General features: G+C 38.6%; 22 protein-coding genes. 16 read left to right on the top strand and 6 right to left on the bottom strand.

Annotated features, from left to right (window positions below):
* The first annotated feature begins 136 nt into the window (after positions 1-136).
* Positions 137-1,828 carry a methyl-accepting chemotaxis protein gene (locus QDN89_RS08130; RefSeq protein ID WP_280769613.1) on the top strand — a complete coding sequence of 564 codons (1,692 nt, stop codon included), beginning with the start codon at positions 137-139 and terminating at the stop codon, positions 1,826-1,828.
* Positions 1,829-1,980: 152 nt separating this feature from the next.
* On the opposite strand, the gene QDN89_RS08125 is transcribed toward QDN89_RS08130, so the two are convergent.
* From QDN89_RS08125 to QDN89_RS08115, 3 genes are all read right to left on the bottom strand, one after another.
* Complete coding sequence (locus QDN89_RS08125; RefSeq protein ID WP_280769737.1) at positions 1,981-2,292, bottom strand: metal-sulfur cluster assembly factor; 312 nt, start codon at positions 2,290-2,292, stop codon at positions 1,981-1,983.
* A 319-nt stretch (positions 2,293-2,611) separates the two neighbouring features.
* The gene (gene melA, locus QDN89_RS08120; RefSeq protein WP_280769612.1) at positions 2,612-3,916 is read right to left on the bottom strand and encodes an alpha-glucosidase/alpha-galactosidase; all 1,305 of its coding nucleotides are present in this window, start codon (positions 3,914-3,916) and stop codon (positions 2,612-2,614) included.
* An 84-nt stretch (positions 3,917-4,000) separates the two neighbouring features.
* Positions 4,001-5,083, bottom strand: coding sequence for a LacI family DNA-binding transcriptional regulator (locus QDN89_RS08115; protein WP_280769611.1), 1,083 nt, complete (start codon positions 5,081-5,083; stop codon positions 4,001-4,003).
* 351 nt (positions 5,084-5,434) lie between these two features.
* Here QDN89_RS08115 and QDN89_RS08110 point away from each other — a divergent pair, with 351 nt between their 5' ends.
* The 5 genes from QDN89_RS08110 (at position 5,435) to QDN89_RS08090 (ending at position 11,175) form a co-directional block, all read left to right on the top strand.
* On the top strand, positions 5,435-6,742 hold the full coding sequence (locus QDN89_RS08110) for an ABC transporter substrate-binding protein (protein ID WP_280769610.1): 1,308 nt from the start codon (positions 5,435-5,437) through the stop codon (positions 6,740-6,742).
* Between the two features lie 89 nt (positions 6,743-6,831).
* On the top strand, positions 6,832-7,761 hold the full coding sequence (locus tag QDN89_RS08105) for a carbohydrate ABC transporter permease (RefSeq protein ID WP_280769609.1): 930 nt from the start codon (positions 6,832-6,834) through the stop codon (positions 7,759-7,761).
* A complete protein-coding gene (locus QDN89_RS08100; protein WP_280769608.1) occupies positions 7,761-8,582 on the top strand; it encodes a carbohydrate ABC transporter permease in 822 nt (273 codons plus the stop codon). Before QDN89_RS08105 ends, QDN89_RS08100 begins: the two co-directional genes overlap by 1 nt.
* A 45-nt stretch (positions 8,583-8,627) precedes the next feature.
* Positions 8,628-10,859, top strand: coding sequence for an alpha-galactosidase (locus tag QDN89_RS08095; RefSeq protein WP_280769607.1), 2,232 nt, complete (start codon positions 8,628-8,630; stop codon positions 10,857-10,859).
* Positions 10,860-10,920: 61 nt separating this feature from the next.
* Positions 10,921-11,175, top strand: coding sequence for a SemiSWEET transporter (locus tag QDN89_RS08090; RefSeq protein WP_280769606.1), 255 nt, complete (start codon positions 10,921-10,923; stop codon positions 11,173-11,175).
* A gap of 140 nt (positions 11,176-11,315) precedes the next feature.
* Here the strand turns inward: QDN89_RS08090 and QDN89_RS08085 are convergent, their stop codons facing one another.
* Together QDN89_RS08085 and QDN89_RS08080 are read right to left on the bottom strand one after the other, a co-directional pair.
* The gene (locus QDN89_RS08085; protein ID WP_280769605.1) at positions 11,316-12,326 is read right to left on the bottom strand and encodes a LacI family DNA-binding transcriptional regulator; all 1,011 of its coding nucleotides are present in this window, start codon (positions 12,324-12,326) and stop codon (positions 11,316-11,318) included.
* Between the two features lie 158 nt (positions 12,327-12,484).
* Positions 12,485-13,249 (bottom strand): GntR family transcriptional regulator, encoded by a 765-nt coding sequence (locus tag QDN89_RS08080; RefSeq protein ID WP_280769604.1) that lies wholly within the window; start codon positions 13,247-13,249, stop codon positions 12,485-12,487.
* Between the two features lie 425 nt (positions 13,250-13,674).
* Here QDN89_RS08080 and QDN89_RS08075 point away from each other — a divergent pair, with 425 nt between their 5' ends.
* From QDN89_RS08075 to asnB, 10 genes are all read left to right on the top strand, one after another.
* Positions 13,675-14,664, top strand: coding sequence for a phosphate/phosphite/phosphonate ABC transporter substrate-binding protein (locus QDN89_RS08075; protein ID WP_280769603.1), 990 nt, complete (start codon positions 13,675-13,677; stop codon positions 14,662-14,664).
* A 26-nt stretch (positions 14,665-14,690) separates the two neighbouring features.
* Positions 14,691-15,458, top strand: coding sequence for a phosphonate ABC transporter ATP-binding protein (gene phnC / locus QDN89_RS08070; RefSeq protein WP_342394371.1), 768 nt, complete (start codon positions 14,691-14,693; stop codon positions 15,456-15,458).
* Positions 15,455-16,306, top strand: coding sequence for a phosphonate ABC transporter, permease protein PhnE (gene phnE, locus QDN89_RS08065; RefSeq protein WP_280769601.1), 852 nt, complete (start codon positions 15,455-15,457; stop codon positions 16,304-16,306). Before phnC ends, phnE (QDN89_RS08065) begins: the two co-directional genes overlap by 4 nt.
* Positions 16,303-17,112, top strand: a complete 810-nt coding sequence (gene phnE / locus QDN89_RS08060) for a phosphonate ABC transporter, permease protein PhnE (RefSeq protein ID WP_280769600.1) — start codon at positions 16,303-16,305, stop codon at positions 17,110-17,112. Before phnE (QDN89_RS08065) ends, phnE (QDN89_RS08060) begins: the two co-directional genes overlap by 4 nt.
* A gap of 28 nt (positions 17,113-17,140) precedes the next feature.
* A complete protein-coding gene (locus tag QDN89_RS08055; protein ID WP_280769599.1) occupies positions 17,141-17,641 on the top strand; it encodes an MgtC/SapB family protein in 501 nt (166 codons plus the stop codon).
* A gap of 12 nt (positions 17,642-17,653) precedes the next feature.
* The gene (locus QDN89_RS08050; RefSeq protein WP_280769598.1) at positions 17,654-18,481 is read left to right on the top strand and encodes a histidinol-phosphatase HisJ family protein; all 828 of its coding nucleotides are present in this window, start codon (positions 17,654-17,656) and stop codon (positions 18,479-18,481) included.
* Between the two features lie 391 nt (positions 18,482-18,872).
* Entirely contained in the window at positions 18,873-20,882 is a 2,010-nt protein-coding gene (locus QDN89_RS08045; RefSeq protein WP_280769597.1) for a beta-galactosidase, read from the top strand.
* Between the two features lie 353 nt (positions 20,883-21,235).
* Positions 21,236-21,790 (top strand): RNA polymerase sigma factor, encoded by a 555-nt coding sequence (locus tag QDN89_RS08040; RefSeq protein ID WP_280769596.1) that lies wholly within the window; start codon positions 21,236-21,238, stop codon positions 21,788-21,790.
* The gene (locus QDN89_RS08035; RefSeq protein WP_280769595.1) at positions 21,787-22,770 is read left to right on the top strand and encodes a hypothetical protein; all 984 of its coding nucleotides are present in this window, start codon (positions 21,787-21,789) and stop codon (positions 22,768-22,770) included. The genes QDN89_RS08040 and QDN89_RS08035 overlap by 4 nt, the downstream gene beginning before the upstream one ends.
* Positions 22,771-22,849: 79 nt before the next feature.
* A complete protein-coding gene (asnB, locus tag QDN89_RS08030) occupies positions 22,850-24,727 on the top strand; it encodes an asparagine synthase (glutamine-hydrolyzing) (protein WP_280769594.1) in 1,878 nt (625 codons plus the stop codon).
* Positions 24,728-24,806: 79 nt separating this feature from the next.
* Here asnB and QDN89_RS08025 read toward each other — a convergent pair whose 3' ends face one another.
* Entirely contained in the window at positions 24,807-25,646 is an 840-nt protein-coding gene (locus tag QDN89_RS08025; RefSeq protein WP_280769593.1) for a flagellin N-terminal helical domain-containing protein, read from the bottom strand.
* Positions 25,647-25,828: the final 182 nt, after the last annotated feature.

The raw sequence follows: 25,828 nt of genomic DNA, 5'->3' as shown, positions 1-25,828 counted from the left end.
GTTTATTTGTAATAAAACAAGTATAAAAGTCCTTATTATTTTACTTAAAAATGACGTCAATCGTCTTGCTTCTCCTATAATTAGATGGTATTTTTAGAAAGCACGACTAATTGCTTATAAATATAGGGGTGGAGACATGTTAAAGAATATGAAAATATTGACGAAGTTTCAATTAGTGATGGTTGCAACAATTATTGGAATTTCGGCAATCTTATTAACGGTTACTTATAGTCAAGTAAAGAGTGGGATTGAAAGTTTTGCCGCAGAAAAGGCAAGCTCTGATCTGGAATTATCTTATCAGTATGTCAATGAAAAGCATGAAGGGTCATGGCAAATTCTAGATGGAGATTTATACAAAGGGGACCATCGGATCAACGAAGATTATGATCTTGCGGATGAAATAGCTGAGATGACAGGTGGATTAGTGACTGTTTTTCAAGGGCGCCAACCGATAACAACTAACTTAATTATCAACGATGAACGTGCTGTGTCAGTAGAAGCGACAGGAGAAGTGACGGAACTCGTTCTAGAAGATGGTCAAATGTATTACGGGGAGGCAGATATTTTAGGTACAGATATGCAGACAGCTTATCGACCTATTTTGGATGAAAATGGGGCCATTTTAGGTATGTTTTTCATGGCTGCATCTCAAGAAATAATCAATTCGATTATGACTGAGGTCATTACATATGTAGGTATCGTTGTTGCTGTGATATTAATCATTACTACGATACTCCTTTTGTTTTTTTCTCGGAAAATAAAGTCGAGGATTCAAACCATTTTGGATAATCTTCAACTAGCTGGTGATGGGGATTTTCGCAATCATCATCAAGAAGAGAGCAATGATGAACTTGGCCAGATTTCTATTAGTTTTAATAAAATGAAAGAGAACCTTAGTTATTTACTACAAAATGTCACTTCAGCTTCTGATCATCTTGCTTCATCATCAGAAGAACTAACGGCAACCAGTGAACAATCGGCGAAAGCGGCAGAAGATGTAGCTAAAACAATTGAAGATATTTCTAAAGGAGCAACGGACCAAGCGGCAGACACAGAGAAAGGTTCTGCAGAAGTGAATGAGCTTGGAAGTACAATTGACCAAAATCAAAACCATGTTGAGAAGTTAAATGATCTTGCTAGTGAACTTCGTACGTTGAAAGATCAGGGCGTGAAACTAGTTGGTGACTTAATTGAGAAAACAACAGATAATAATCGTGTAACAGAAGAAGTGCATGAGATGATATCCGAGACGAATAGTAACACAGAGAAAATTGAAAGTGCTAGTGGAATGATTAAAAGCATTTCTGAACAAACAAATCTACTTGCATTAAATGCATCGATAGAAGCGGCGAGAGCAGGGGAAGCGGGGAAAGGGTTCTCTGTTGTGGCCGATGAAATTCGGAAACTTGCTGAGCAGTCGAATAAATTCTCTGAAGAGATCTCAACGATCATTCAAATGCTAGCAGAAAAAACAACAGAAGCTGTCTCAAAAATGGATGAGTCAAAACAAATGTCTGTGATTCAATCCAAAAGTGTCCACGAAACAACTGCGACATTTGATGGCGTGGCGAAAGCGATTGAGAGAATGAGATTAACATTGGACGACTTGAACCATTCAGGAGAAAACATGCATCATAAAAAAGAAGAAATTATTCGAGTGATTGAAAATTTATCCGCAATATCTGAAGAGAATGCGGCTAGTACAGAAGAAATGTCAGCGGCTATTGAGGAACAAACGGCTTCTATGGAGGAGATTGCCAGTTCTAGTGAAACACTAGCGAAGCTAGCAGAAAATATGCAAACAAATGTAAGTAAATTCAAATACTAAATGTTTAACGACGGCGGACAGAGAACTTCTGCCCGTCGTTTTACTTTACCGACTCTACATAAGAATTAGAAAGCGATCGAGGAAAGGTTGGTATGAATAACAATGAAAAGGCTCTCCGTGTAGGAAAGCCTAGGTTAAAATTTTTAAGTTTTTTAACTCTCATGCACGCCAAGTGCTAATTTAGCATAACGTGACATCATTTTTTTATCCCACGGTGGACTCCAAACAATTTCTACATCCACTTCGCCTATTTCTTTAAATTCCTGAAGTTCTTTTAACGAATTCTTAATGTCACTGACGATCGTTCCAGCAAGTGGACATCCCATCGAAGTTAACGTCATTTCAATTTGCACGTTATCTTTATCATCAAGATCCACATCATAAATTAGTCCTAGATTGACAATATCAACACCAAGCTCCGGATCAATCACCTTTTCCAATTCGGCATAAACTCGCTCGATCATTTCTTGTTTTTCATCGGTCACGTGTATCGCCTCCTTCCATTCTAGTTTATCCAATTTCGAGGAAAAATGAAAATAGAACGCACACAAGATAGATTTAGAATGAAAAGGTGAGGAGTGCCGCAAGTTGTATAGCGATAGCTATAAACAAACGAGTGAGCGAACGCAATAATTTTGTGGTTTAGCACAACAAGATGTTAGACGAACACTACAAATCCGATCTTGTCCGCAACAAAAAGAAGACGACTGCAAATTTGTCAGGAAGGGGATCCCTTTTTTCGTCAGTCGTCTTCTCGGCTAGTCCATCTATATCATTTACCGTTTACTTGTATTCAGGAAGCCAGTCACCGTGGGCTTCAATCAAGTCATCACACATCGCAACGATGTCATCTAGCGACAATTCAGCACTCGTATGAGGGTCGAGCATCGCTGCTTGATACACGTGTTCTTTCTTTAACGTACTCGCAGCTTCCATCGTTAATAGCTGCGTATTGATGTTCGTTCGATTCAATGCGGCTAATTGTTCTGGTAATCGTCCAATATACGTTGGTAAAATCCCATTACGATCGACGATACACGGAACTTCCACACATGCATTTTCAGGAAGGTTAGAAATAAGTCCACCCGTATTCAATACGTTTCCACCAAATTTAAACGGGACATTCGTTTCCATCGCCTCAATAATTCGCGAACCATATTCATGGGAACGCTCGTGTGTGAGCTGAGCATTTCCGACAATCTCCCCGCGCATCTCTTCCCACTCGTTAATTTGATTGACGCAGCGACGTGGATATTCATCCAATGGAATATTAAATCGCTCAATCAATTCAGGGTAGCCACTCTTAATAAAGTAAGGGTGATATTCCGCATTATGCTCCGAAGATTCGGTAATGTAGTAGCCGAACTTATCCATTAATTCGAAGCGGACCATATCATCGTGTTTTTCAGCTTGCTTTTCACGAGCGCGCTTTTTAATTTCAGGATATAAATCTTTGCCATCTTTTTTCACTTCTAGAAGCCATGCCATATGATTGATCCCAGCAATTCGTTCTTCAATACCTTCATGATCCATATCGAGCGACTCAAATAAATCTTTCGTACATACTTGGACGCTATGGCATAGTCCAATCGTTTTCACATTTGTATAACGAAGCATGAACCCAGTCAACGCCGCCATCGGATTCGTATAATTTAATAACCACGCATCCGGACACACTTCTTCCATGTCTTTCGCAATATCAAGCATGACAGGAATCGTTCGTAGCGAACGGAATAAGCCACCAATGCCGATCGTATCTCCGATTGTTTGTTTTAAGCCGTATTTTTTAGGAATCTCAAAGTCTATCACTGTGCTCGGTTCATATCCACCAACTTGGATCGCATTGACAACATACTTTGCCCCATTAAGCGCCTCTTTTCGATCCAAATATGACACGATCGAAATCGAGTCATTGTACTTTTGCGCCAAATTTTTCAGCATCTGCTCCGACTCTTGTAACCTCTTCTCATCAATATCATGCAACGCAAACTCAAACCCATTGAGGGCAGGGACAAACATACAATCTCCTAGAACATTTTTTGCGAAAATCGTGCTTCCTGCACCGATAAACGTGATTCTTTTCGTCATAATCATTCCACTCCTTCTATTATCTGTTGATATTGTTAATCGTTTATGAAGATAGCGATACTGAAAGCGCTTAAAAAACACTAATTAAAAATCGAATGAAACCTCTACCGAATTACCGCTATGCTCTTTCAAAGGAGCGCATGACTCACGATATTCGATTCGACATGGATGAATGATTTTTGCTGGAACCTCTCTACCCTCAATCCGTTCACTTAATAATTTTACTGCTGATTTTCCCATTTGCTCTGAGTAAACCTTTGCTGTTGTTAACGGAGGATTAACGTATTTAGCAATTTCAATATCGTTAAAGCTAGCAATGGACACGTCGTTAGGAACATTTAGTCCTTCTTCATGCAATGCACGAATCGCTCCAATCGCAATCGGATCACTTGCAATCAGAAAAGCAGAAGGAAGGTTGCCTTTTTTTATCGCTTGTTTCATCAGTTGGTAGCCAGCATCCGTAGACCAATCTCCAATATACACGTGCTGAGGATTATATAGGCCTCGTTTTTCCATCACTCTTTTATATGGAATGAACCTCATTTTTTCAATATTTTCAATGATTCCTAAATCTGACTCGTGGGAGGGAGTATGAGTAATTTCACTTCCGCCTAAATAGCCAATTTTTTTATGCCCCATAGAGAACATATACTCCATTAATTGGGTTGCAGCACCGAAAAAATTTGATGTGACACTATCAAATAAGTCTGTTCTTGGTGATTCGTCTACGAATACGACTCTGTCATGTTGCGCATAGATTTGTTGAACAATACTATCTGAAATATTCCCAACAACGATGAGTCCTTCCAAATCAGTGAAGTTCGTTTCTTCTATTGAATGTTGGCCAAGCCTTATAACGGAAGAAATAGTAAAACCTAATTTCAAACTTGCTGATTCTATTCCCCTACGGATACTCATAAAGTACTCGTCTTCATATTCATGATCTTTTGAACAGAAGATGATTAACCCAATAGATAATTTAGGAGAAGCTTCTGACATCGTTTGTTTTCTTTTAGATGAAGGAAGATAGTTTAATTTTTTTGCTGACTGGAATACTCGTTCTCTCGTTGTATCAGCAACAGACAAATTAGGATCCCGGTTTAAAACTCGAGATACCGTGGCAATCGAAACATTCGCATCTCGAGCGACATCTTTTAAATTTGACATCGTACACCTCCAATCGATTTTCAGTAAAATTTTACTTAATATTTAAGTTACCACAGTTTTATATTTTGTTCAACATTCAAATGAGTCTGATGACTAAAAAAGGAAATAATCACTTGTATATAAGGATTATTGCCTGATATACAGCTAGTAAATAAATTTTTAGAAATTTTAATTTTTCACTTGAAAGCGGTTACCTAATCTGTTATATTCTAATTACAGAAAGATAAAATTTTAGTAAAAAAGAAACGGAGAGGTGAACGAATTTTACTCTTTCTCGATTTTAGGCATGATGAGGTAATTATTCTTTTAGATTTAAAAGGCGTTAAGCCTAATTAAACAAGGGGGTACACAATGAAAAAAGTATTAGCAAAGTTGGCTGTTGGTTTTGGTGCTGTAGCTATGTTGGCAGCGTGTGGAGGAAATAATGATAACGGAAATGAAGTAAATAACGAAAACGACGGAAACAATAACAATGGAGAAGCAGCTTCTGCAGATGGAGACGCAAACGTTGTGTTATATTCTACGATGCAGTCAGATGGTGAAAGAGGTGCATTTGAAGAAATTGTTGCTGATTTCGAAAGTGAAAATCCAGGTATTACTATAGAAGCAAATTTCCCAGGTGGAAGTTATGAAGATCAACTTCGCGTTATGATGGCTGCTGATGATTTACCAGATTTATTTGATACACACGGTTGGTCCCAACTTCGATATGGAGATTATACAGAAGATTTAGCTGACATGGACTGGGTTGAAAATCTTGATCCAGCGATGGACCAAATTATTAAAGATGATGAAGGAAAAGTATATACGTATCCATTAAACCAAGCGCAAGATGGGATTATCTATAATGTAGATATTCTTGATGAACATGGGATTGAACCGCCAACAACGTGGGATGATTTCAAAACAGCACTTGAAACGATTAGAGATGAAGGTGATGGAACGGTTGCGCCACTTTGGATTGGTGGAGGAGATAACTGGACAATCGCGCAAATGGTTGACCAAATGCTGACACCAACGTTCATTACAGATGATGATAATGATTATAGCGAAGAACTATTAGATGGAACGTTTGATTGGAGTAAATACGAGTGGTTAGCGGAAGAAATTCTTTCTTTAAAAGAAAATGACTTGCTTAACCAAGATGTGTTAACAGCCCAGTTTGCTCAAACAGCGGAAATCATGGCTAATAACCAAGCGGCGTTTATGTTTATCGTAGGTTCTGTCGGACCAGATGCAACGGAGATGAACCCAGATACACAAGTTGGATTATTACCAACACCAGCAGTTCATGAAGGCGATGACCCATCATGGATTGGAGGAGAAAGATATACATTCTCTGTTGCTGAAAAATCAGAAGTAAAAGAGGAAGCAAAACAATTTATTGATTTCTTAGCTCAAGAAGAAAACGCGAAGAAAATGGCAGAGGCGACTAACCTATCTTCTGCATTAGTGAATGTTGAGGCGGATACGTACTATTCTGAGTATTATGATATGTATTCTGATTTAGAAATCGAGCCTTACTTCGACCGTGTTTATTTACCGAGTGGCATGTGGGATGTGATGGCGAATACAACTGCTGAATTGTTAGCAGGTGGAACGCCAGAGCAAGCTGCAAATGAAATGGAATCAGAGTACCATCGCTTAAGAGATCAGTAAACAGCAATTGGATTAAAAGGAGCAGGCGTGTTCTGCTCCTTTTCCTTTCAATAGACCTTTAAGGCATAAGAGTAAGGAGATGGAACGACATGAGTGAACTAGCAGGGAAAGTTAGTAACACTGTGAACCCAAAAAAACCTAAAAAATACAAGATTGAGAAACATTCGTCTCTATGGTGGATGTATCTTCCGGCGCTTCTCTTTGTTACCACATTTATCGTATATCCATTCATCAACGGGTTTCGTATTTCATTTACGGACTGGAATGGATTCTCACAGGATAGTAATTTCATTGGTTTAGATCAATATAGAAGAATGTTCACGGACCCGACAACTTGGACGGTAGTGAGAAACACGTTACTTTACGGGATTGGAAGTACCATATTACAAAACGTGATCGGACTTGGTTATGCCCTTCTATTAAATAGCAAAATCAAAATGAGAACGTTGACGAGAACAGTCGTTTATCTTCCGGTTATTATTAGCCCGTTAATTATGGGGTACATTTTCTACCTTATTTTTGCTTTCCAAAACGGAGCATTAAACGATGCGATTACATTCTTTGGATTTAATCCAATCAATGCGTTAGGGAATCCAAGCGTTAATCCTCTTATCATCGTACTCGTTAATACGTATCAATTTGTTGGTATTGCGATGATTATTTATTTGGCTGGACTGCAAAGCATTTCTAAAGATTATTATGAAGCAGCGGATATTGATGGAGCTTCTGCATGGCAGCAGTTTAAATCGATTACTTTGCCACTATTAGCCCCTTCTATAACAATCAATGTTGTGTTGAATATTATCGGTGGTTTGAAGTTGTTCGACGTGATCATTGCTTTAACAGGTGGTGGACCAGGGAATGCTTCGCAATCCAGTTCAACCTTTATGTATTCTTTGTATTTCAGCAGACAAGATGCAGGTTATGCTGCAACTCAAGGGATATTGGTAGCCTTTATTATATTGATTATTAGCCTTCTAGCACTGTGGTATTTCAAAAGGAAGGAGATTGAAGCCTAATGAGTACGAGTAAAAGAATTATTTTAACATTAGTAGCATTTTTCATCACTGTTTTCCATATCATTCCGTTTTATATTTTAATTACGACGTCCTTGAAAGTGAGAGGCGATTTCAGCTCTAGGTGGACATTTCCAGACTACTTCACACTAGAAAATTTCACAACCGCTTGGCAAAATGCCAATTTAGGAAATGCGTTTATGAATTCTTTTATCATCACAACAGGAGCGGCTATTTTATTAATTTTCTTCGGTTCTATGGCTGCTTACCCTCTTGCAAGACGAGCAACAAAACTAAACAAAGCAATACTCGTTCTTTTTGTTGCGATTATGGTAGTGCCACCATTAACGGCACTTGTACCGTTGTATCAAATGGTTGTTCAAATCGGTATGTTAAACACAAGAACGGTGGCGATTTTAAACAACGTAGCCGCATTTATGCCATTAACGATTTTCTTGTATTCAGGTTTCATTCGCTCGACGATTCCAAAAGAATTGGAAGAAGCAGCGAAAATTGATGGATGTAGCACTTTAGGTATTTTCTTTAAAATTGTTTTCCCGCTATTGAAACCTGTCACGGCTTCCGTATTAATTATTGCTTGTGTATTTATTTGGAACGACTATCAATTTGCAATCTTCTTCTTGCAAAGTAGCGACGTACACACGTTGACGGTTGCGATGGATAGCTTCGTTGGAGCAAATCAGAATAACTTAGGACTTGTAGCAGCTGCAGCGTTTATGGCAATGATTCCAATGGCGATCTTGTTCCTATTCTTGCAAAAATATTTTATTGCTGGTCTTTCATCAGGTGCAGTAAAAGGATAATAAAGATGACTTGAAAGACGAAATTGTTGTAATGGAGGAAAAGACATGCCGATATATTTCAATGAAAAAACAAAAGAATTTCACTTACAAAACAAAGGATTAAGCTATATTTTTACGATCATGAAAAACAATCAGTTAGGTCATCTTTACTACGGGAAGCGGATCCGTAATCGAGAGTCTTTCCAACATCTTTACCGAGAGCAACCTCGGGCAGGGATGTCCTGTGTGTTCGAAGGAGATTTATCATTCTCATTAGATATTCTAAGACAAGAATATCCTGCTTATGGCTCAACAGATTACCGAGAACCTGCTTATCAGATCCTTCAAGAAAATGGAAGCCGTACGACAATGTTTGAATACGATTCCCACAGTATATTTTCTGGTAAACCTTTATTAGAAGGATTACCAGCGACTTACACGGAACAAGAAGAAGAAGCGACAACGCTTATTGTTGTGTTGGTAGATTCATTGATTGATGCAAAAATTGAGTTATCCTATACGATCTATGAAAATAGAAATGTCATCACAAGAAGTGCGAAGTTTATTAATAAAGGAGATCAGAAACTCGTCTTAAATCGAGCACTTAGTGCGAGTGTTGATATGTTTGATGCGGACTATGAGATGGTTCAACTGTCGGGTTCTTGGTCTAGAGAACGTCACGTGAAAACAAGGGAACTTCAATCAGGCATCCAAAGTATTTCTAGCACTCGTGGAACGAGCAGTTCGCAGCAAAATCCGTTCCTTGCCTTGAAACGGCCAGACACGAATGAACATCAAGGGGAAGCATACGGATTCAACTTTGTTTATAGTGGGAATTTCCTTGCTCAAGTGGAAGTGGACCATTATGATGTAGCTCGTGTAACGATGGGAATTAACCCGTTTGATTTTCATTGGTTACTAGAACCAGGTGAAATGTTTCAAGCTCCAGAAGTAGTCATGGTTTATTCTGACACAGGGTTGAATGGCATGAGTCAGACATATCATGATCTTTACCGCGAGCGACTCGTTCGTGGACCTTGGAAAAATAAAGAGCGCCCTGTTTTAGTTAACAATTGGGAAGCGACTTACTTTGATTTCAATGAAGAAAAATTATTGTCGATTGCAAAAGAATCAAAAGAGCTCGGTATCGAGCTATTTGTTTTGGATGACGGTTGGTTTGGTAAACGAGATGACGATACAACGTCATTAGGAGATTGGTTCACAGACGAAGCGAAACTTCCAAATGGAATCGAAGGAATTGCTGAGAAAATTACCGATCTTGGTATGGCATTTGGTCTTTGGTTTGAACCAGAAATGGTCAACAAAGAAAGTGAATTATATAAAAAACACCCGGATTGGATTATTCAAGTCGAAGGACGAAGAGCTTCTCACGGTAGGCATCAATTTGTACTAGATTTTTCACGCGAAGAAGTCGTTAGTCATTTATTTGATCAAATGGCTGAAGTATTGCAAAAAGCGCCTATCACGTATGTAAAGTGGGATATGAACCGATACATGACAGAAATTGGTTCTGCGAAACTACCACCTGAACGTCAAAGTGAGATCGCACACCGATATATTTTAGGTGTGTATGAATTATATGAGCGTCTAACAAGAGAATTTCCAGACGTATTGTTTGAATCATGCGCAAGTGGTGGTTGCCGCTTTGATCCGGGGATGCTTTATTATGCTCCGCAGACGTGGACGAGTGATGATACCGATGCGGTTGAACGATTGAAAATTCAATATGGAACAACGATGGCTTATCCGCTCAGCTCACTTGGTGCTCACGTGTCAGACGTACCGAATCATCAAGTACACAGACATACGAGCTTGAAAATGAGAGGAGACGTCTCTTTCTTTGGAATGTTCGGTTACGAATTGGACATCACAAATATGTCCCAAGAAGAAAAAGAGGCTGTCAAAAAGCAGGTTCATTTTTATAAAGAGCATCGACAACTTATTCAAAACGGAACATTCTTCAGGTTAATTAGTCCGTTTGAGGATGGTGGAAATCGAGTAGGTTGGATGGTTGTCTCTAAAGACAAAAAAGAAGCATTAGCAGGATATTACAAAATACTTGCTGAGCCAAACCCAGGATTTAAACGAATGATCCTAAAAGGATTAGACGAGAAAAAAGAGTATAGGATTGAAGGGAAAGCTGGAAGCTTTTATGGTGATGAATTAATGGGACCTGGTTTGATGATCGAAAATGAATATTCAGGATCTGTTCCTCCTCAAGACGACAATATTGGAGATTTCAAGTCTTCTCTATACAAATTGACGGCTGTTAACTAATTGACAAGAGCCTCTATCCGATAAAATAGGGTAGAGGTTTTTTCTTGAAATACGAAAGGTTGTGAGAATAATTGCTATCATCGGACTATTAGCAGCAGTTTTAACAACGGTTTCTTTTTTACCACAAGCGATAAAAACAATCAAAGAAAAAAATACAGAAAGCATTTCCCTAGGGATGTATACTTTGTTCACGACAGGCGTTTTTTTATGGCTTGTGTACGGAATTATGATCAAGGATATTCCTATTATTGCAGCAAATTTAGTTACATTTGCTTTAGCTAGTTTTATTTTGGGAATGAAGTTGAAATATAAATAGGCTAGACACCGATAAGAATGTTTCCCATGACGGATGAAAATGGTATCCAGAGTGGTTTTATATGACAAGAAAAAAGGATGTTTTGCTTTCTCAACATCCTTTTTTGTGAATTTAGAATGGCTTTTGATGTAGCCTCTACTTTAGTTTTGTTGGGCTGTGCTTTCTCGAATCATTAATTCCGTTGGGATAACGACTTTCTTCGGAATTTTCCGCTTTGTCTCTAGCCTTTCGATCATCAAATCAACGGCCGTTTCTCCCATGAATTCGGTATACACTTTCACTGTTGAAAGGGAAGGTTGCAGATAGCTGGATGCTGAAATGTCATTGAATCCGATAATCGACACTTGTTGAGGGACGTGGATGTTATTTTCGTGAAGAGCCCTAAGCGCACCAATGGCCATGGAATCACTAGCGATAAAAAAAGCAGTTGGAAGTTTAGGTTGTTGGAGTGCTTTTTTCATTAACTCATAACCTTCTTCCGTTGAAAAGAGTCCTGTAAAGACAAATTTTTCATCAAAAAGGTTGATCGAAGACAAGTAATCTCTAAAAGCTTTTTCTCGATAATCCATGACCGTTATTTCAGGGCGAATAAGTTGTTTACCACCAATAAAGCCGATGTTGCGATGATTTAATGACAGTAAGTGGTCCAATACATTAATCATCGATTTTTGAAAGTCGATAACGACAGAGTCTTGAGTTGCCTCTAGAGGTGAGAAATCGACAAATGTAATATAGTTGGTTATTTTTTTAACTTCATCGATTTCTTCTGGAGAAAGTCTACCAACGATAATCAATCCATCTACTTGATCAACATGGGAAAGATCTAAGTTATTGTTTTGGCGATATATTTTGATCAAATCAATTTTTTTCGTCGTACATGCTTTTTCAATTCCAAGCCGTATCGCTAAAAAATAGGGATCGTTGATTTCTTCTTGTTCAGAATTAAAAAGCACAATTCCAAGCCGATATTTTGTTTTTTCATTTTTAGCCGATCGTTGTTTTAATGTGCGATAGTTCAGTTCTTCTGATACTTTGAAAATCCGTTCTTTCGTATCGTCTGACACAGACAACGTTTCATCGTAGTTGAGTACTCTTGAAACGGTGGCAATGGAGAACCCGGATTTCTTAGCGATATCACGAATGGTGGCCATGTCTTCCTCCTTCATAACAACATAATAACCATTTTAGAAATGTTTAGTAAAATACTTTGTTACTTTTACTATATCATAAAGGAAATCTCTGAGGGGGTGTTATGTGAGTTTAGCCAACAGTAGATAAAGGCATTTAGCTAAATGGAATGTGACCCGGTTCAATTATTATTAGATGTATTTGAATTTGATGAATGAGACCTTGGCTGTGCTAACAGTTCCGCAGAGAATCGGTATCTATCTGAACGATTAACAGATATAGACCACTCGATAGGTCTGCCGTCATCTAAATAAGTGACTCTTTCAACAATTAAAACCGGTGAAATTTCTTGAATGTCCAAATGTTTTCTTTCGCTTTCCGATGGCATAGAAGCCTCAATAGATGTGCTTGCCTTCCCCATCGTATACCCGCTATTTTTAATACATTCATGAAGGGAGCGTTCCATGTCTTGCTCAGTCAATTCTGGTAATAGATGGACTGGAATAATGTTCGTTTCAACAGCTATAGGATTTTCATCTGCATAACGAATCCGCTTTGTAACCCACATGTCATCTTTTAATTGAATGCCCATTTTTTCAATAGATTCAAACGTCCCTTTTTGTTTCTGGAATGAAAGCACTTTTGAAGATGGTTTCATTCCTCTTTCCATGATGTCCTCTGTAAAGCTTTTTAATGTCGTAAGGCTTTGCTCAAGTTTTCTTTCTTGCACGATCGTTCCGACTCCTTTAAGGCGTTTAAGAAAACCTTCTTCAACAAGTGCGTTTGTTGCCTGCCTTAATGTCATGCGGCTAATATCAAAACGTTTTGTTAATTCCTTTTCTGTAGGTAATTTATCACCTGGTTCGTACGATCCACTTTGAATTTCTTTTTCAAGTATGTCTTTTACTTGTACATAAAGAGGTATGGAAGAAGATTTATTAACCATTGAGCTCACCCGATTCTTTATTAGTCTTACTTATTATTATAAATGGAAAATGATAAAAACTACAAACATTTTTTAATTATTGTCTAGACATACTTACAAAAATGTATTATGATGAGTTTACAAATTAATAATTATCTAAATATTAAAAATAATTATGAAAGGGTTTACAAACAATGGTAATAAACAAAAAACAAGGAGGATTACCATGAAAAATAATTCTTTATATTTTTGAAAAAATCGTACTTTTATAAGAGGAATATCTGAAAAATCAATCTTACTTTTTTAATATGGTAGCTGCTTTTAGGATTTATGAATGCTCGTTAATAGATATTAACAGTATGTTTATATTCCTTTAATACTTCCTTAATCTTTTATCAGTAGTGTGTTAATCGTACTTAATTAAAATCACAAGGAGGAAATTAATCATGAAGAAAATTTCAACGTTATTTATCGGAGTTATCAGTTTTTCTTTACTATTTGCTTGCGGGGAAAATGAAGATAATGAAACTAATGAAGTAGAAGGGGCAACAAATAATGAAGAAAATACTAATTCTGAAAATGAAGGTACAACAGATGATAGAGAAGATTGGCCAGAAGAATTTGTCTACGGCTTAGTACCAGGGGAAGACCCTTCTGTATTAGAGAGCAGATGGGACCCTATGAGAGAATTTTTGGAAGAGAGACTAGGTATTCCGGTAGAATTTTTCCATGGCACAGATTATACAGCAATGATTGAAGCGATGCGTGGAGGACATGTTCATCAAGCACACTTTGGACCATTTGCATACACACTAGCCCATGAACGTGCAGGTGCAGAGGCGTTCGCAATGGGAATTAATGATCTGGAAGATGCGGCTTATAATTCAATCATTATTACGTTGGAAGACTCAGGAATTGATTCATTAGAAGACTTAGAAGGAAAAGATTTCGCATGGGTAGATCCTACGTCAGCGTCAGGTCACCTATTTCCAAAAGCACATTTAATTAATGAATTAGGAATCACGAACGATGAAGTGGATGAAATGTTTGGAAACGTTGTTTTTGCAGGTGGACACGACTCAGCTTTCATTTCCGTATTAAATGGCGATGTTGATGCAGCGGGAGTAGCGGACTTCATTATTGGAAACCTTGAAGATACGCATGGGGATCATCCGGAATATGACAATATTAAAATTGTTTCAACGACTGGCGATATTCCACGAGGACCAGATGCTTATCTTGCAGATTTGCCAGAAAGTTTAAAAGAGGAATTGCAACAGGCATTCGCTGATATGGCTGAGCAAGAAGAATTACAAGAATTTTTGGAGTCAGCGAATTTCCAAGCTGGTTGGATTGAAGTGGATGACAGCGATTTTGACATTATGAGAGAAACAGCAGAGGCGCTAGGTATGTCACCAGAGGAATTGTTAAATTAACAGCTAGATGAAAGGAAGGCTTGATGATGATGGAAACTATTTTAGAAATAAAACATTTAAATAAGACTTATCCTGATGGCACAGAGGCGCTGAAAGATATTAGCCTCTCCGTGAAAAAAGGAGAGTTCATTGTCATAATTGGGCCTAGTGGAGCGGGGAAGAGTACTTTTCTTCGCTCTATCAACCGATTGAGTGAACCTTCTGGTGGTGAAATACTCTTTCACGGAGAAGATATCGTCAAAGCAAACAGAGCGAAATTAAGAAAAATCCGCCGAAACATCGGAATGATATTTCAAGGGTTTAATTTGGTAAAACGTTTACCTACTGTCAGGAATGTTTTGCACGGAAAACTAGGGTACATGTCTACTTGGAAAGGAGCTTTAGGGCTTTTTGGACAAGAAGAAGTGGAAGAAGCGTTGGACATTTTGGAAAGAGTAGGATTGGAAAAGCAAGCATTCAAACGAGCTGATGAATTAAGTGGAGGCCAACAACAAAGAGTGGCGATTGCTCGTGCTATCAATCAATCGCCAAGTATGATTCTTGCTGATGAGCCGATTGCCAGTTTAGATCCAAATGCGTCTCGAGTGGTCATGGATTATTTGCAAAAAGCATGTCGAGATGAGGGGTTTACAACAATCGTAAACCTTCACCAAGTTGATTTTGCAAAAGAATATGCGGATCGTATTGTAGGTATAAAAAATGGAGAAGTTTATTTTGATGGCCCTGTTCATGAACTAACGGAAGATGTGATTAAAGCCATATACGCTACTGACAAAGAGGCGATGCCAGTATGAGACAAGAAGCGCTTAAAGTAAGTCCATCATCTCAACCTTCGATGACAAAAAAACAGTCTAAATACGATGAATATAAACGGCGACGAAAAATATTACTCAAAAGCCAAGCGTATATTGTCGGACTCATTTCATTATTAGCTTTATGGTCCATTTGGGGGACGGGGTTTAATTTATTAAGCTTAGTCTTTGGAACATACGAAATATTGGTGTTTATATTTACGGATATGTTTCCTCCAGATTTATCGGTCATTGGTAGTTTAATAAGTCCTGCACTAGATACGTTATATATGAGTTACGTTGGGATGGTTATTTCCGTTTTGGTTTCTCTCATTCTAGGAGTTTTGGCAGCAAACAATTTATCGCCGCACTGGATTGTTGCTCGAGTTAGTCGAAGTGTCACGGCATTCCTCCGTTCTGTACCAGCTGTTGTTTGGGCAATTATATTAGTTTCTGGAATCGGCCTAGGACCTCTCACTGGTACAATTGCGATCGGTCTATCAGGTATAGGTATTTTAGGAAAAGCTTACGCGGAAGTATTAGAAAGTATTGATGAGAATCAATTAGAGGGTGTTCGTGCGACAGGAGCTAACTGGTTTCAAGTTATTGGGCAAGCTGTATGGCCTCAATTCAAAGCAGGATTTGTCTCATGGTCCTTATATAAATTAGATATGAATATTCGTGAAGCTGCCATTCTAGGGTTAGTCGGAGCAGGTGGATTAGGTTACTATTTACAAGGATCGATCAATCTATTTCAATACAAAGAAGCGGCTACAGCGATACTTATGATATTTGCCCTTATATTACTAGTAGAATATATGACAGCTAAGATAAGGGAGCGGATTATATGATTAAAAATAAGGAAACATTTCGTCAGCAAAAGAAAGTTCAAAACTCCATATTTACTTTTCTAGCATTCGCATTCTTTGTATTCAGCATGCTTCAATTAAATATCGTTCCTGAAAGAATTGTGAGAAGTATTGATAGACTTGGTTATATTTTCTCAAATATGTTTCCACCTGTAACAAATGAACCGTTAAATCTGTTCGGTGCAGCGATAGAATCAATTCAAGTTGCTATATTAGGAACCATTTTAGGCGTATTAATTTCACTATTTTTAGCAGTACTTGCAGCAAAAAATTTAACATTCTCTCCATATTTGAGCTATTTTATTAAAGCTTTTGCAGGATTTGTTCGAGCAGTACCCGCTTTGATTTGGGCACTCCTGTTCATTGTAGCAGTTGGTTTAGGACCAACCCCAGGAATTCTTGCACTGGCAATTAATAGTATAGGGATGCTTGTGAAAGTTTATGGTGAGGCATTAGAAGAGATCGATATGGGGATTGTAGAAGCTCTGGAATCTGCAGGAGCTACGAAACTACAAGTGATTCTCCAAGGAGTCTTCCCGTCAGTGTTAACTGCTTTCACAGCTTGGTCATTATTTAGATTAGATGTAAATATTCGATACTCTGCCATTTTAGGAGTCGTTGGTGCAGGTGGCATTGGATGGGAATTAATGAAAGCAGCACAAATGAGTCGTTATGATGAAGCTCTCATGGTAACCATTGTTATTTTCGGAATGGTGATGAGTGCAGAAGTTATTTCAGAATTTATGAAAAAACGAACGAATGCAGCAACAGCTCAAGCTTTAAATTAGGAAGATGCAAGAAAGGGTGTAAGAAGGTATGGAGACACTGGAAGTTTTGTATATCTATCATATCTCTCCCTATATAGAAATGGTATTTAAAGTGGTGTTTAGCGCATTTTTAGGGTTCATGATTGGCTGGGATCGCTCGTCTAAAAGTAAACCAGCAGGAATTAAAACACATATGTACGTTTGTATATCATGTTGTTTAATTACACTTATTTCTATCTACAGTGTAGAAGCTTTCTCTACAAGTTCTAATAATGTCATGATGGACCCTATGCGACTAGCCGCTCAACTAGTAAGTGGGTTAGGTTTTCTAGGCGCGGGTGTCATATTGAAAGATGGATTAAACGTGAAAGGATTAACTTCTGCAGCGATGATGTTATTTGTAGGTGGAGTTGGAATAGGAGTGGCTGCAGGTTTTTACGTGTTAGTGATTTCTACCGTATTGGTAGCTATTAGTCTAGCAAGACTCGGAAATTTTATAGAAGATAAAAGTTTATTAAAAGACGAGGTTAAGAAATCAAAAGCTAGTTAAAAGGATGATTATATGATTATAGACTATCACACCCATCACGAAAGATGTGGTCATGCAACTGGTTCTATAAGGGACATGATAGAAAAAGCGATTCAACAAGGAATTTCTCACATTGGTATCTCGGACCATAGTCCTTTGTATATTTACGAAGAAGATCACTTTAATCCAGGAATGACGATGGCTAAATCAGAGTTTCCCAATTACTATAAAGAAATTTTTGAACTGAAAGAAGAATATAAAGGAATGATCGATGTACGCCTTGGAGTAGAGTCAGATTATTTTGAAGGCTGGGAAACGTTTTACAAAGAGTTGTACTCCCAATATTCATTTGATTTTATCATTGGTTCCGTTCATTATTTTGGAGGGTATCACGTATTTAACCCTGAGAGGTGGAAAGGGACTAACGTTGACCGTGATGAGATTTATAAAGAGTACTTCTCTCTCGTTCGAAAAGCTGCGAACAGTGGAATGTTTGACATTTTAGGACATATTGATGCAGTGAAAGGATTAGGCTATCAACCTGTTTCAAGTATGCAAAAGGAAATGGAAGAAACAGCTAATGTGATAGCTAAAAGTAATATGGCTGTAGAGCTAAATACTTCTGGAATAAGAAAATGTGGAGAAATATTCCCATCAACTAATTTTTTAAGCTTGCTTCATGATAGAGGAGTTCCATTTACATTTGGATCAGACGCTCATTCTCCAGAGGAGCTCTCACACGGATGGAAGGAAGCTCTTGCAGAATTAAAGCAATTAGGTGTAACAGAGCTTGCTACATTTGAAAATCGAGAACGTAAAATGATGCCATTAAATGAATTATTAGTAGAACATAAAAGGTGAAAACGGATGAGTTAACCATTGCCATGGTTGACTCTGTTTTTTTAATTATATTATCCTATACACAGAATTATTTTTTTGAAATCCTGCTCGAGTTATTCTACGTTAGCACTCATTGTGTCTTTTTAGTACTAAGCATGCCTAAGCCACTTCGGGACTTGTTCTGCAAGCCGGCGTGATGATTTTTTTAATCAAACGAGGAACATAAACAAAGTTAATTAATAAAAGAACAGAAACTTTATAAATTTAATTTACAAAGTGTAAGGAGAACAAGTATAATTGATATAGAAATTAATTTTCTTAGGAAGAGTATGAGAGCGTTATCAAATGAAGTTTTTTTAAAAAATAGTGGAATCTTTGAAAGAGTAATATATCAAAAAAGGAGAAATCGACAATGTATATAGGAGTAGATTATTATCCAGAGCAATGGCCTCGTGAAAGATGGGAAACAGATCTTCAACTCATGAAAGAGTTAGGAATCAACGTTGTAAGAATCGCAGAATTTGGTTGGAGTATCATGGAACCAGAAGAAGGAGAATTCGACTTCCGTTTATATGATGAGGCGATAGAGCTTATTCATCAATACGGTTTCGACATCGTATTAGGAACGCCAACGGCAACGCCACCTGCTTGGCTTATTGAAAAATACCCGGAAGTCCTCCCAGTGGACGATCATGGACACGTGATTGGGTTTGGGGCGCGTCGTCATTATACGGTGAATAGTGACGTTTTCCAAGTGTTATCAAAGCGAATAGTGAAAGAAATGGGAAAGCATTACGGAAACCATCCAGCAGTGATCGGTTGGCAAGTAGACAATGAATATGGCCATGAGAAATCCGATCGCAGTTACGGGGAAGTAGACGAGAAAGCTTTTCAAAATTGGCTAGAGAAAAAATATGGTGATGTACAAGCCCTCAATGAACGGTGGGGGACCGTGTTTTGGAGCCAAACTTATACGAATTGGTCACAAATTCCTGTGCCAAGAAAAGTGTATCAAGAACATAATCCGAGTTTGCTTCTCGATTTCGATCGTTTTTGCGCAGACAGCTATACGAAGTATAATCGCTTGCAAGTGGAAACGCTTCGACAATATGTCGATGAACGACAGTTTATAACGCACAACTTTGTTTATAGCGGCCTTGCTCAAGATCAAAAGGAAATAGCGAAAGATCTCGATTTTATATCGTTTGATAATTATCCCGTTTGGGGTGGATTGGCAGATCCCATTTCACCAGCTGCCATTGCCAGACAACATGATCTTTGCAGAGGAACGAAAAATGGAAAAGGGTTTTGGGTGATGGAAGAACTTTCTGGTGCGCAAGGGTGGAGTCAAATTGGCTACCTTCCTCGTCCTGGTCACTTGAAATTATGGACATACCAAGCGATGTCCCGCGGAGCGGAGGCCATTGTTTACTTCCGTTGGCGAGCGGCTCGGTTTGGAACAGAACAATTTTGTCACGGTATTTTAGATCACGACGGCAAACCACGGCGTAAATACGACGAAGTAAAAGAAGTAATTGACTCGTTACGTGGATTTGCTGATGATTGGATTGCGTCTGATTATTCCGCTGATGTCGCTTTTTATCACGATCCTGAAAATGAGTGGGCGTGGCAAATTCAACCACAGTCCGATCAATTTGATTATGTGAAAGAATTTCTCCGTTTTTACGAGCCTGCTCACGCAATGAACGTACAAGGAAATATTATTCGTGCTGATGAGGACCTGAGTAAGTATAAAGTTGTTGTCGTGCCAATTTATTTTTTAACGAAAACGGGCTTCAATGACAAATTGAAAAAATACGTGGAAGATGGCGGCACGGTTATCTTTAGTTATCGAACAGGTGTGAAAGATGAAGATAACGTTGTAACAGATAAGACATTACCAGGAGAGTTAGCTGACTTATGTGGAATAGAAGTGCACGAGTATGAGTCACTTCGAGAAAACAAATCTAGTCAGGTCAAAGGAATTAGCGGACCGTTAAGTGGAATGGAAGCAACGGTGAACGTATGGTGTGACTATGTTGAAGCGGATACGGCAGAGGTACTAGCCACATATAACGATTCTTGGTTTCAAGACAAAGCAGCGGTCACTCGCAACACGTATGGAAAAGGAACGGTTTATTATGTCGGCTGTGGATTAAGTCCGGAGATGATGAATCAACTCTATACGTCTGTGTTTACAGATACCGAAGTCCCTTTTATGGAATCAGCGGAAAACGTTGAAATAGTTAAAAGAAACTGCGGAGAGTATGACTATCTTTCTGTCCTGAATCATGATGTTGAAAAAGGACATGACGTATCTTTACCTAGTGGAGATTGGACAGATGCCACAACAGGAGACAAGTACTCCAAGAGCCTGGCGATTCCTCGTTTAGGAAGCGTCGTATTGATGAAAAAGAAGTAATGTTTAGGGAAAATAGGAAGTAATGGATTGGTATCTCTTCCTTCATAGATGGAAGAGAACAAATCAGGCTCTGCGTTCCTTGCAAAGGTTGACCGGCAAGCTTATTGGAGAAATTTTCACACTAAATTTATAGAAGTGAATTAAAGGTTTGAATGTGATGACATATCACTTCAAACCTTTTTTGTGTCTATAGGCATGATAAGTTCAACGAGATACAATAATATATGACAAGAAATACATACAAAAGAAAGAGCTTTAAAGAGAGAGCATACACTCTTCTAAAATTTTTATGGAATGTGACTCCTTTTTATTTTTTGTGCGTCTAATAGTGTGAATGGAAAAGAGGTGGTTTTATGGAAGATGAAAAACTCGTCGAACTAGCTTTAGATGGCGATGATGAAGCCCTTCGTACGTTGCATGGCCGTTACGTTCAGCCGTTATTTCATTATGTTTACGTCCAAGCAGGAAATCATCATGATGCAGAAGAGCTGATCCAAGATATCTTCTTTAAAATGGCGAAGAATTTAGCAAGGTTTCAAGGGAAATCTAGTTTTAAAACATGGATCTTTGCGATTAGTAGAAATGTTGTGATCGATTACCATCGAAAACAAAAAAAGCATAAGGCGACAACTTTCATGCCACATTCCACGCTAGAGGCATTTACTGAAAAGGTTCATTCTGCGGAGGAAGAGGTTTTAGACAAAGGCTTGAAAAATTATTTGTTGCAAACGATGAATCAGCTGCCGACAGATTATCAAGCTGTGCTTCATTTACGGTTTGTGGAAGAATTTTCCGTAAAAGAAACAGCAGAAATCATGAAAAAAACAACGTTTTCAGTGAAGGCGCTACAAAATCGAGCGAGGAAAAAAATGATGAGTCTTATTAGAGAAGAGGTGGGAGAAGGATGACGGATAAAAATAATAATCCAAACTCAGAAAAAAGAGACGAAGGTCATCCATTTCCAACCGAAACCGAGCTAGAAGAAGCGATGAAGGAGTGGAAAATGGAGCCTTCAGATAAAACGAAACGAGAATCGTTCCAAAGAGCAATGCAAGGAATAGAAGAAGCTAGAAGAGAATCTAGTAAAAGAAATAAGATGGCTAAAATGAAACGGTGGTCTCAAGGGCTTGTTGCAGCAGCAGTAGCGGCGGGATTACTTTCATTAATTGTTTTGAATACGGATGAATTTCAAAATATGTTTGGCACAGGTTCTGGTTCAGTTGGAAATGACAACGAAAATGAGGAAATTCAAGTGGACAATAATGAAAACGAATCGAACGAAGAGGTAGACGTGACTGATTTAAACGAATCGAATGACACCAACGAGGCAAATGAGTCGGATGATAATAATGATGCACCTGACGAAAGTGCCGAGTTTCCTGAAGTGAATCGTCCAGAGACGAAAGAAATCACAACAACTCCTGAAGGAATGGAAGAAGTTAATACGCACCATTTATTAAATGATCCATCAATGCCGTTTACAACTTATATTCGAGACGGTTATTACTATGAATCATTTGATAAAGAGTTTGGCAAAGGGGTTACAATCTCTCAACAAGACTTCGATATGATCAACGTTGACATCGTCTTTTTTGATGATGGCGTCACGGAAGTTGAGGCGTTGCAGTATGCAGAGGAAGAGTGGAATGTAGCTGGAGGAGAAGCGCTTCCCCTAGATGAAGAAGAGAAGTTAGCAGGATGGATTGTCGAGAAAGTCGTTCATATTGGAGACGTTCATGGAGAAATGATCGTAGGAAGCTATGAAGAGTCCTACTTCTACATTTACAGTCGATACGCTCCAGAAGCTGGAGATGGCTGGTATCCAGTAAAGCAAGTGATTGTAGATGAGTGGGAGTGGAAGGAAACAGGAGAGCAACTTAATGACTAAGTAAACCTAATTGGAGAAAAATGGGCTCGGTTTTAATATCAGATTGATAAAAATTTAAAGCGTAAGGAGATAAACTAAGATGTGTGGAATCAATGGAATCTATTCGTTTAACAAACAACTGGTCGATCGAGCCCGTCTTCAAACAATGGCAAATGTGATGGTTCACCGTGGGCCAGATGATGATGGGGTGGAAATCGATAATTTTGTAGGCATTGGTTTTCGCAGACTGGCAATCATTGATCAATCAGGAGCTAACCAACCATTGTTTAATGAAAATAATCGTCTCATGCTCGTTTGTAACGGTGAAATATATAACTATAAAGACCTTCGAGAAGATTTAATGACAAAAGGACATGAATTTAGGACAAATGGAGATGCGGAAACCATTCTTCATTTATACGAAGAATATGGCGTAGATTGTGTGGACCACGTGCAAGGGATGTTTTCGTTCATATTATGGGATTCGGAACATGAATTATTTTTCGCAGCACGTGATCATTTTGGGATCAAACCTTTTTATTATTGGTATGATGATGAAAAGCTTATATGTTCATCAGAATTGAAAAGCGTCTTAGGCGAATTCACTGGTCCTGCGAAACTTAATGAACAAAGTTTGTTACACTTTCTGAGTTTTCAATATGTGCCTGAACCGGCTACGATGGTTGAGGGAGTGTACAAGTTACCTGCTGGTCATCGGTTAATCGTCAAAGGAAATGATTTTAAGATAGAGCGCTATTGGAAGCCGGTATTTGACCCCATCGAAGAACCTGATGAGCAGGTTCGCAAAAAAATTAGAAAGGCATTAACGAAATCTGTTGAGCTTCATAGCCAAAGTGATGTTCCTATAGGTAGTTTTTTATCTAGTGGAATTGATTCTACGGCAATAGCAGCTATGTTAAGAAAAATGGGTCCATTGAAGACATTTTCTGTCGGTTTTGAAGGTGGATTAAATGAGTGTGAAGTTGCTAGAAAAACGGCAGAGATTCTTGATACGGACCATCATGAGTGGACATTATCAGAAGAAGATTTTTTTCAAGCTGTAGAATCTGCAGTGTGGCATCAGGATGATCCGGTTGCAGATCCTTCCGCGATTCCTCTTTATCTCCTTTCCAAAATGGCTTCTAGACATGTGAAAGTCGTTTTGTCAGGGGAAGGTGCCGATGAGTTTTTCGGAGGTTATCGTATCTATCAGGAACCACAGGCTCTAAAGTATTTTCAGTGGCTTCCACCAAGTATCAAACGAGCATGGAAAAAACATTCGAGACAGTTTCCGGATTTTTTCGGGAAAAATTATTTGAATCGTGCGATGACTTTGTTAGAAAATCGTTTCATCGGAAATGCGAAAATTTATACGGAAGATGTTCTTGATGTAGTCCATGAGAATTTGAAAGAGCGTTACCTTCATAATGAGACAGCCTTTCAGCTTGTCAAACCGTTTTACGAAGGTGCCAAAAACATGGATGATGTAACGAAGATGCAGATCATTGATACGAATTTTTGGTTACCTGGCAACATTTTAGCGAAAGCGGATAAAATGTCGATGGCCCATTCATTAGAACTTCGTGTCCCCTTTGTTGATCAATCTGTTTTTGAAGTAGGAAGGAAAATTTCTTTGCCTGGAAAGGTGAATCGGAAAACAACGAAGCGGATTTTCAGAGAAGCGATGTCAGGGATTGTTCCAGACCACGTTCTCCATAGACGGAAACTAGGGTTTCCTGTCCCACTGCGAAATTGGTTAAAAGGCGAAAGAGGAGAGAAGTGTTTGTACTTCATCCTAGAGAGTGGTTTGAGTCAGTATCTTAACGAACGTTATGTAGATAAATTATTTTGGGAGCACCAAATGGACAAAGCTGATCATTCACGAAAAATCTGGTGTTTATATATCCTTGCTCAGTGGCATGTCCTTTATATTGAAAATGAGAAAAAGTCTTATAGTTACTTAGATGGTGCATCTTAAGGGAAATAATACCGATGAGTAAGAATAGCTTAAATAGAATGAAAAAGGCTGTCCTCATTTTGAGAGACAGCCCTCTTGATTATTGAAGTAAATTTATTTGCATACCACTCATTCCAATACCCATGTTCTGGGCGCTTAACTGCGCTTGTTGCATCGCTAAATATTGGTTAAGTTGGATCGACTCCGCTGCTATATCTGCATCGCGAATGCGCGATTCAGCTTGTTGTAAATTCAAAAGGTGAGTTTGCGCAAGGCTACCGGCGTAATTTAATCGATTGTCCGTGGAACCAAGCGTGCTTCGAGTATGAGAGATTCTTGCTATCGATTCATCGATCACGCCAAGAGCACTTCGAGGATCGGAACTTAAATCAACATCGGCTAAACTTTGACCTGAAACAACGCTACCTAAATAATCAGACGTGCTTCCATCAATCGAAAGCTGGAGGGATTGTCCATTTGCATTTGTTATTGCACGTTTGTTAGTGAATGACCCATCAAGTAGCGGTTGTGTATTAAATTCCGTATCTCGTCCAATCGCATCTAACGTCTCGCGAATTTGTGAGAATTCTTTCTGCAGAACATTTCGATCTGATTCTGTTAATGTTCCGTTATTCGCTTGAACAGCGAGCTGCCGCATCCGTTGAAAAATATCGTGTGACTGACTTAATGCACCCTCCGCCGTCCTAGTTAGCGATTGAAAGTCCTCCATGTTCCGAGTGGCCATCCGGTCTCCGCGGATTTGACCTCGCATGCCTTCTGAAATGGCTAAGCCCGCTGCATCGTCTGCGGCCTTATTAATCCGTTGTGACGAACTGAGGCGAAGCATTTTCATCGCTAGCTGATTGTTCGTTTGTTTTGTTGTTGAAAAAAATGGAACTGATTGAGAGGAAATCATCGTATCACCTCTTTCAATAGTCATTCTATCTTATATCCATTATACCAATTATTCTGAAAACAGAACAAGTTTATTTTCTTTAAGAGATTTAGGAGGGAGTGGGATAGTGACATTCGTTAGTAGGTTGATCGCTTGAAAGGAAGTAAAAGAAAGGTATAGTGACCTTCATGCATTTTCAGATCGCTTGAAGGGAAGCAAGCCGCACA

This window comes from Salipaludibacillus daqingensis, from assembly GCF_029891575.1.
GTDB classification, from domain to species: Bacteria; Bacillota; Bacilli; order Bacillales; family Salisediminibacteriaceae; genus Salipaludibacillus; species Salipaludibacillus daqingensis.
This window is presented reverse-complemented; position numbering and strand designations above follow the sequence as displayed.